This window comes from uncultured Streptococcus sp. (assembly GCF_963521865.1).
Classification (GTDB): Bacteria; Bacillota; Bacilli; order Lactobacillales; family Streptococcaceae; genus Streptococcus.
In genome coordinates this window covers 1-7,469 of record NZ_CAUQWY010000054.1, presented here as the reverse complement: position 1 = coordinate 7,469, position 7,469 = coordinate 1, and the positions used below count along the sequence as shown (strand labels likewise).

Here is a 7,469-nt window from a genome sequence, read left to right as displayed (position 1 = left end):
TTCCTTACACTTACTTCACAAAACAAATCTTCACTCACCCAACCTTGGCTGAGAACTTGAATGACTTGTTTGCGATTTAAGTTGAGATTTAATCGTATCGAACAGCCCTCTGAGGGCTGTTTTTATTTCTGCGAAATCTCATACTCTTCGAAAATCTCTTCAAACTACGTCAGCTTCACCTTGCCGTAGGTATGGTTACTGACTTCGTCAGTTCTATCTGCAACCTCAAAACAGTATTTTGAGCAACCTGCGGCTAACTTCCTAGTTTGCTCTTTGATTTTCATTGAGTATCAAATCTGTCTTTTCCCTCTTTTATGATATAATAGAAACATGAACTTAAAAACTACTTTGGGCCTCCTAGCTGGGCGTTCTTCCCACTTCATTTTAAGCCGTCTTGGCCGTGGAAGTACGCTTCCAGGAAAAGTCGCCCTTCAATTTGATAAAGATATTTTACAAAACCTTGTTAAGAACTACGAGATTGTCGTGGTCACTGGAACCAATGGAAAAACCTTGACAACCGCCCTGACTGTCGGCATTTTAAAAGAGGTTTATGGTCAAGTTCTGACCAACCCAAGCGGTGCCAACATGATTACAGGAATTACGACAACCTTCTTAACAGCCAAATCTTCTAAAACTGGGAAAAATATTGCCGTCCTTGAAATTGACGAAGCCAGTCTATCTCGTATCTGTGACTATATCCAGCCAAGCCTTTTTGTCATCACGAATATCTTCCGCGACCAGATGGACCGCTATGGTGAGATTTACACAACTTACAAGATGATTTTGGATGCTATTCGTAAGGTGCCTACTGCCACTGTTCTTCTTAATGGAGACAGTCCACTTTTCTACAAGCCAGCTATTCCAAATCCTGTAGAGTATTTTGGTTTTGACTTGGAGAAAGGTCCAGCCCAGCTGGCTCACTATAATACCGAAGGAATCCTCTGCCCTGACTGCCAAGGAATCCTCAAATATGAGCATAATACCTATGCAAACTTGGGTGCCTATATCTGTGAAGGCTGCGGATGTAAACGTCCTGATCTCGACTATCGTTTGACAGAACTGGTTGAGTTGACCAACAATCGCTCTCGCTTTGTCATTGACGGACAAGAATACGGTATCCAAATCGGTGGACTCTACAATATCTACAACGCTCTAGCTGCTGTTGCTATCGCCCGTTTTCTTGGTGCAGATTCGCAACTAATCAAGCAAGGATTTGATAAGAGCCGTGCTGTCTTTGGACGCCAAGAAACCTTCCATATCGGTGGCAAGGAATGTACCCTTGTCTTGATTAAAAATCCAGTCGGTGCAACTCAAGCTATCGAAATGATCAAACTAGCACCTTATCCATTTAGCCTATCTGTCCTCCTTAATGCCAATTATGCAGACGGTATTGATACCAGCTGGATCTGGGATGCGGACTTTGAACAAATCACTGACATGGACATTCCTGAAATCAACGCTGGCGGTGTTCGCCATTCTGAAATTGCACGTCGTCTCCGAGTGACAGGCTATCCAGCTGAGAAAATCACTGAAACAAGTAGTCTGGAACAAGTTCTCAAGACCATTGAGAACCAAGACTGCAAACATGCCTATATCCTAGCTACCTATACTGCTATGCTGGAATTCCGCGAACTGCTGGCTAGTCGTCAGATTGTTAGAAAGGAGATGAACTAATGGTTTATACTTCACTTTCCTCAAAAGCTGGCAATTACCCCTATCAGCTCAACATTGCACACCTCTACGGTAACCTCATGAATACCTATGGGGACAATGGAAACATCCTCATGCTCAAGTATGTGGCTGAAAAACTAGGAGCCCATGTGACAGTTGACATTGTTTCTCTCCATGATGATTTTGATGAAAATCACTACGACATTGCCTTTTTCGGTGGCGGTCAAGACTTTGAACAAAGTATTATTGCAGACGACCTTCCTGCCAAAAAAGAAAGCATTGACAACTACATCCAAAACGACGGTGTGGTTCTGGCTATCTGTGGTGGTTTCCAACTATTGGGGCAATATTATGTTGAAGCTTCAGGCAAACGCATCGAGGGGTTAGGAGTCATGGGTCACTACACGCTCAACCAGACCAATAACCGCTTTATCGGTGATATCAAGATTCACAATGAAGATTTCGATGAAACCTACTATGGTTTTGAAAATCATCAGGGCCGTACCTTCCTCTCAGATAACCAAAAACCGCTGGGACAGGTTGTCTATGGCAATGGAAACAACGAAGAAAAGGTCGGCGAAGGGGTTCATTATAAGAATGTCTTTGGTTCTTACTTCCATGGGCCTATCCTCTCTCGCAATGCCAATCTAGCTTATCGCCTAGTCACTACTGCCCTCAAGAAGAAATATGGTCAGGACATTCAACTCCCTGCTTATGAGGACATTCTCAGCCAAGAAATCGCTGAAGAATACAGCGACGTCAAAAGCAAGGCTGACTTTTCTTAAACAAAGGAAAATGATATCAAAGAACTCCGTTATCTTGTCGGAGTTTTTTTGTCTTTTCTTTTACCCTTCTCCCTTGCATTTTCTCTCTTTTTTTGCCAAAATAGAGGGGTAGAAAGAAGGTAGCATATGTCTAAATTACAACAAATCGTAGCATATCTTGAATCAGAAAAACTAGACGTCGCTGTCGTATCTGACCCCGTCACAATCAATTACCTCACTGGTTTTTACAGTGATCCCCATGAACGCCAGATGTTCCTTTTTGTCCTAGCGGATCAGGAACCTCTCCTCTTTGTCCCAGCCCTTGAGGTTGAGCGTGCAAGCAGCACCGTTTCCTTCCCAGTTGTGGGCTATGTGGATTCTGAAAATCCATGGCAAAAAATGAAACATGCTCTTCCACAACTTGACTTCAAACGTGTAGCTGTTGAGTTTGACAATCTCATCTTGACTAAATACCATGGCTTGAAATCAGTTTTTGAAACTGCTGAGTTTGAAAACCTCACTCCTCGTATCCAACGCATGCGCCTCATCAAATCAGCTGATGAAGTGCAAAAAATGATGGTTGCAGGTCTCTATGCGGACAAGGCTGTTAAGGTTGGTTTTGACAATATTTCTCTTGATAAGACTGAGACAGATATTATAGCCCAAATCGACTTTGCCATGAAGCGTGAAGGTTATGAAATGAGCTTTGATACCATGGTCTTAACTGGCGATAATGCTGCAAATCCACACGGTATTCCAGCAGCTAATAAGGTTGAAAATGACGCCCTTCTCCTCTTTGATCTGGGTGTTCTCGTCAACGGCTACGCGTCAGATATGACTCGTACAGTCGCTGTCGGCAAACCTGACCAATTCAAGAAAGACATTTATAACTTGACTCTTGAAGCCCAACAAGCTGCTCTTGACTTTATCAAGCCGGGTGTGACTGCTCATGAAGTGGACCGCGCTGCTCGCGAAGTCATTGAAAAATCTGGTTACGGAGAATACTTCAACCACCGTCTCGGTCATGGTATCGGTATGGATGTCCACGAATTCCCATCTATCATGGAAGGAAACGACTTGGTTATCGAAGAAGGTATGTGCTTCTCTGTTGAGCCCGGTGTCTATATCCCTGGCAAGGTTGGTGTCCGTATCGAAGACTGCGGTGTTGTTACCAAGGATGGCTTTGACCTCTTTACAAGCACCAGCAAAGATTTGCTTTATTTTGATTAATATTCATCTAATACTCAATGAAAATCAAAAAGCAAACTAGGAAACTAGCCGCAGGTTGCTCAAAACACTGTTTTGAGGTTGTGGATAAGACTGATGAAGTCAGCTCAAAACACTGTTTTGAGGTTGTGGATAGAACTGACGAAGTCAGTAACCATATCTACGGCAAGACGACGTTGACGCGGTTTGAAGAGATTTTCGAAGAGTATAAAATCTTCCCACAATAAAACGCATAGTATCAAGGTTTTTCAACACCTGATACTATGCGTTTTTCTTATTTGAAAGATTTTTGATTCAGCCTCTTTACTTAATCTTCTTGATACTTTGACTAAGAATAAATCCTACAATCATCCCTACCATATTTTGCATAAAATTTGGTAGGATTTCTGGTAGGGCTGCTGCCCAGCCATTCATCAAAGTTGAACCCAAGGCGTAGCCCCCTACCATGGCAATAGTTGCCAAAACGAGGCCTAACCACTGAGCTTTTCCTTTAAATCCTGCGAAAAATCCCTGTAAGCCATGGTTGACCAAGCTAAAGAACATCCACTGAGGATAGCCTGATAAGAGGTCAATCAAGAAACCTGCTAGTCCTCCTACTACAGCACCTTCACGACTACCAAAGTAGAAGGCCGTAAAGAAGACACCCGCATCTAAAAGAGTTAGAATGCCTGTCGGTGTTGGAATTTTTAAGAAATAACCTAGAACCACAGAAAGGGCGGTTAATAGGGATACAAGGGCAATTTTAGTTGTTTTGGTTTGCTTCATATTGTCTTACTCCATACTGATCTGCTTGTACAATGGCACGGTAAACGAAAGCCTTAGAGCTTTCTACTGCTGGTAAAAGTTCATCACCTTTAACCAAGTGACTGGCAATGCTGGAGGCAAAGGTACAACCTGCGCCAGCATTTTGCCCTTGGATGACAGGATTTTCTAGGACTGTAAAGGTTTGTCCGTCATAAAAGACATCCACAGCCTTGTCCTGATTAAGGCGATTGCCTCCCTTGATAATGACTGCTGGCGCTCCTAAGTCATGCAATTTCTGTGCTACAGTTTTCATGTCTTCAAGGGTTTTAATCTCTTGATCTGCTAGTAATTCTGCTTCGGGAAGATTAGGCGTAATCACACTGACATGAGGGAAAAAGCGAATCAATTCTTGACAGAGCTCACTTACAGCTACATCATGCGTTTCCTTGCAGACCAAGACAGGATCCAATACCACAGGCACTCCTGGACGTTGCTTGATAAAGTCCAATGCCTTCTCAGCCACACTGACAGTTGGTAGAAGACCAATCTTAATCCCTGCAAATTCCACATCACGCAAGCTATCTAATTCATGTTGAAAAATGATATCGTCAGTTGGAAAGACCTCAAATCCTTTTTCTGTCAAGGCTGTCAAACAGGTCACTGCTACAAAGCCATGCAAGCCGTTCAAGGTATAGGTAGCCAAATCAGCGGACAAACCGCCACCACTAAAAATATCATTTCCAGAAATTGCTAAAATACGATTATTCTTCATAACGAATCTCCTTTAAATACAAACCATTTGGTGCTGCAGTGGGACCTGCAAGTTGCCTATCCTTTTTCTCCAAAATCAGGTCAATCTGCTCCACTGGCATACGATTATTTCCGATTTTGAGCAGTGTCCCCACCATATTGCGAATCTGCTTATACAAGAAACCATTTCCTGAAAAGGTAAAGGTCAAAAATTGTCCTGTCTCATCAACCCTGAGACTAGCTTCTGTGATGGTGCGAACTTTATCCTCTACACTAGTCCCAGAGGCTGTAAAGCCAGTGAAATCATGAGTGCCTTCTAATTTTTTGACAGCCTCCTGCATCCGATCCACATCAAGCGGATAGGGAAAGTGAGTAGCATAGTGACGGCGCATGGGATTTTTAGGACGACCCCTATCCACGATAAACTCATAGGTCTTGCTATGTTTTGCATAACGGCAATGAAAATCATCCTCCACTAGCTCAATCGAAATCACATCAATATCTTCAGGGGACTGGGTGTCCAAGGCAAAGCGAAGTTTTTCCTCATCCATTTGACAGGGCAAGTCAAAATGAATCACCTGTCCCAAAGCATGAACCCCACTATCAGTCCTACCAGCACCGTGAACAGTGATTGCTTTCCCTTTATTGAGTCTCGTCAAGGTTTTTTCAATTTCTTCCTGAACACTACGCGCATGGGGCTGGCGTTGAAAACCAGCAAAGGCGTAACCGTCATAGGAAATAGTTGCTTTGTATCTTGTCATAACTTCTATTTTATCAAGAAATTAGTCTGTAGACAAGGTCCTAAAATAAATACTATCTGGGTACAAAAATCCTAAAAAGAAAAACTTAGGAACCAATCCTAAGCTCTCTTTTGAAGTAGGTACATGACAAAGATAGAGGTTACAATCAACCAAACTCCCAAAATTGTAAAGACCAGCATCCCATTGTGAGTTAGTAAGCCAATTGCACTTAGAACGAATGGTGTCGTAAAGGCTCCGAAACTACAGCCTAATACAGCAAATGAAGTGGCTTGATTGAGGAGTTTAGCTGGAATTCTTTCAGAGACAAGTTGAAAGACTGTCGTCAAGGCTACACTGTAGGCAAAACCAGCCAGAATGCTTCCTGCCACTACCACCCACAAGGATGGAGAAAGGGCAATCACGATTTGACCTAAGCCGAAGGTAATACCAGACCAGAGGAGCAGTTTCTCTTTAAAAATAGAAATCAAGAAAGAAAAACTCACCCCAGCCACAATCCCAATCAACTGCATGACACTAAGAACAAAACTAGATAACTGGGCATCTCCAAGTCCTCTTTCCACCATCAAACTTGGAATACGGATGGTAATAGCTGTATTGGTACAAACTACAACCGCCGCTTCGATAGCTAGGATAAAAATCAAGCCCTTCATTTCCCGAGTTAAGCGACTTGCTTCCTTCGTTTTTTTCTTGACTTCTTTCTTTTCTTTTCCATAAGGGACAAAGAGCAAATAAAGGGTCAGTACAAAAAATCCAGCACTATAGGCTAAGAAAGTAGCTGTCCAACCAAAGGCCAATAACTGGCCGACTGCCAAGGTAATGAGAGAAGCCCCAACGACCTCTGCAGAACCGCGTAACCCTAGCATCTGTATTCTCGTTTTTCCTTGGTAACGTTCACTGATAATAGAAATGGCCTTAGCATTGATCATTCCAACACCCAAACCAAAAAGAATCCTTGTTCCAAAGACAAAGGGATAGGCTTGATACCAGAAGGGAGCCGTTCCACTCAGTGATAAAATCAGCAATCCCAAACTAATCTGTAAGCGCTCAGGAAATATTTTTTCTAAGAAACCATTTAGCAGTAACATAATCATGATCCCAAAGGAAGGCAAGCTCGCTAAGAGCTCAATTTGTTCCTTAGGATAGCCCTGATAATAGTCAAACATAGCTGGCAGGGCACTCGAGATGGAAAAGGAGGTAATCAAAACGAGGGAGAGAGCCAAAATACTGGCCCGTTCTAAAAATTGTTTCATGAAATCTCTTTCTATATTTCTCTTAATCTTCTAATTTTTTGATAGTTATCAAACAGGCAAGAAAAGAAGAAGCCTCTTTAGTGTATAGACTCCTCCTTCTTAAACTCGAAAATGAATCCCTTGTGTCTTATACTCAATGAAAATCAAAGAGCAAACTAGGAAGCTAGCCGCAGGTTGCTCAAAACACTGTTTTGAGGTGGCAGATGAAACTGACGAAGTCAGCTCAAAACATGTTTTTGAGGTTGCGGATGAAACTGACGAAGTCAGCTCAAAACATGTTTTTGAGGTTGCGGATGAAACTG

Annotated in this window: 8 protein-coding genes; 4 read left to right on the top strand and 4 right to left on the bottom strand. The window is 42.6% G+C overall.

What is annotated here, in order from left to right; all coding sequences use genetic code 11:
* Nucleotides 1–330 precede the first annotated feature (330 nt).
* The 4 genes from murT to RWO85_RS09265 all read left to right on the top strand — a co-directional run bounded on the left by murT (nt 331) and on the right by RWO85_RS09265 (nt 3,889).
* Nucleotides 331–1,674 carry a lipid II isoglutaminyl synthase subunit MurT gene (gene murT / locus RWO85_RS09280; protein ID WP_314415497.1) on the top strand — a complete coding sequence of 448 codons (1,344 nt, stop codon included), beginning with the start codon at nt 331–333 and terminating at the stop codon, nt 1,672–1,674.
* On the top strand, nt 1,674–2,456 hold the full coding sequence (gene gatD / locus RWO85_RS09275; protein ID WP_261041994.1) for a lipid II isoglutaminyl synthase subunit GatD: 783 nt from the start codon (nt 1,674–1,676) through the stop codon (nt 2,454–2,456). Before murT ends, gatD begins: the two co-directional genes overlap by 1 nt.
* Before the next feature lie 126 nt (nt 2,457–2,582).
* Nucleotides 2,583–3,665, top strand: coding sequence for a Xaa-Pro peptidase family protein (locus RWO85_RS09270; RefSeq protein WP_314415496.1), 1,083 nt, complete (start codon nt 2,583–2,585; stop codon nt 3,663–3,665).
* Between the two features lie 17 nt (nt 3,666–3,682).
* Entirely contained in the window at nt 3,683–3,889 is a 207-nt protein-coding gene (locus tag RWO85_RS09265; RefSeq protein WP_314415494.1) for a hypothetical protein, read from the top strand.
* A gap of 76 nt (nt 3,890–3,965) precedes the next feature.
* On the opposite strand, the gene RWO85_RS09260 is transcribed toward RWO85_RS09265, so the two are convergent.
* The 4 genes from RWO85_RS09260 to RWO85_RS09245 form a co-directional block, all read right to left on the bottom strand.
* The gene (locus RWO85_RS09260) at nt 3,966–4,427 is read right to left on the bottom strand and encodes an ECF transporter S component (protein ID WP_314415492.1); all 462 of its coding nucleotides are present in this window, start codon (nt 4,425–4,427) and stop codon (nt 3,966–3,968) included.
* A complete protein-coding gene (locus RWO85_RS09255) occupies nt 4,405–5,178 on the bottom strand; it encodes a bifunctional hydroxymethylpyrimidine kinase/phosphomethylpyrimidine kinase (RefSeq protein ID WP_314415490.1) in 774 nt (257 codons plus the stop codon). Before RWO85_RS09255 ends, RWO85_RS09260 begins: the two co-directional genes overlap by 23 nt.
* Nucleotides 5,168–5,917: a tRNA pseudouridine(38-40) synthase TruA gene (truA, locus tag RWO85_RS09250; RefSeq protein WP_314415488.1), complete on the bottom strand. Its 750-nt coding sequence runs from the start codon at nt 5,915–5,917 to the stop codon at nt 5,168–5,170. The genes RWO85_RS09255 and truA overlap by 11 nt, the downstream gene beginning before the upstream one ends.
* A gap of 98 nt (nt 5,918–6,015) precedes the next feature.
* On the bottom strand, nt 6,016–7,167 hold the full coding sequence (locus RWO85_RS09245) for an MFS transporter (protein WP_314415486.1): 1,152 nt from the start codon (nt 7,165–7,167) through the stop codon (nt 6,016–6,018).
* Nucleotides 7,168–7,469: the final 302 nt, after the last annotated feature.

Coding starts and splice junctions, on each gene's coding strand:
- RWO85_RS09270 (WP_314415496.1), top strand. CDS start 2,583: ATGTCTAAATTACAACAAATCGTAGCATATCTTGAATCAGAAAAACTA.
- murT (WP_314415497.1), top strand. CDS start 331: ATGAACTTAAAAACTACTTTGGGCCTCCTAGCTGGGCGTTCTTCCCAC.
- gatD (WP_261041994.1), top strand. CDS start 1,674: ATGGTTTATACTTCACTTTCCTCAAAAGCTGGCAATTACCCCTATCAG.
- truA (WP_314415488.1), bottom strand. CDS start 5,917: ATGACAAGATACAAAGCAACTATTTCCTATGACGGTTACGCCTTTGCT.
- RWO85_RS09245 (WP_314415486.1), bottom strand. CDS start 7,167: ATGAAACAATTTTTAGAACGGGCCAGTATTTTGGCTCTCTCCCTCGTT.
- RWO85_RS09260 (WP_314415492.1), bottom strand. CDS start 4,427: ATGAAGCAAACCAAAACAACTAAAATTGCCCTTGTATCCCTATTAACC.
- RWO85_RS09265 (WP_314415494.1), top strand. CDS start 3,683: ATGAAAATCAAAAAGCAAACTAGGAAACTAGCCGCAGGTTGCTCAAAA.
- RWO85_RS09255 (WP_314415490.1), bottom strand. CDS start 5,178: ATGAAGAATAATCGTATTTTAGCAATTTCTGGAAATGATATTTTTAGT.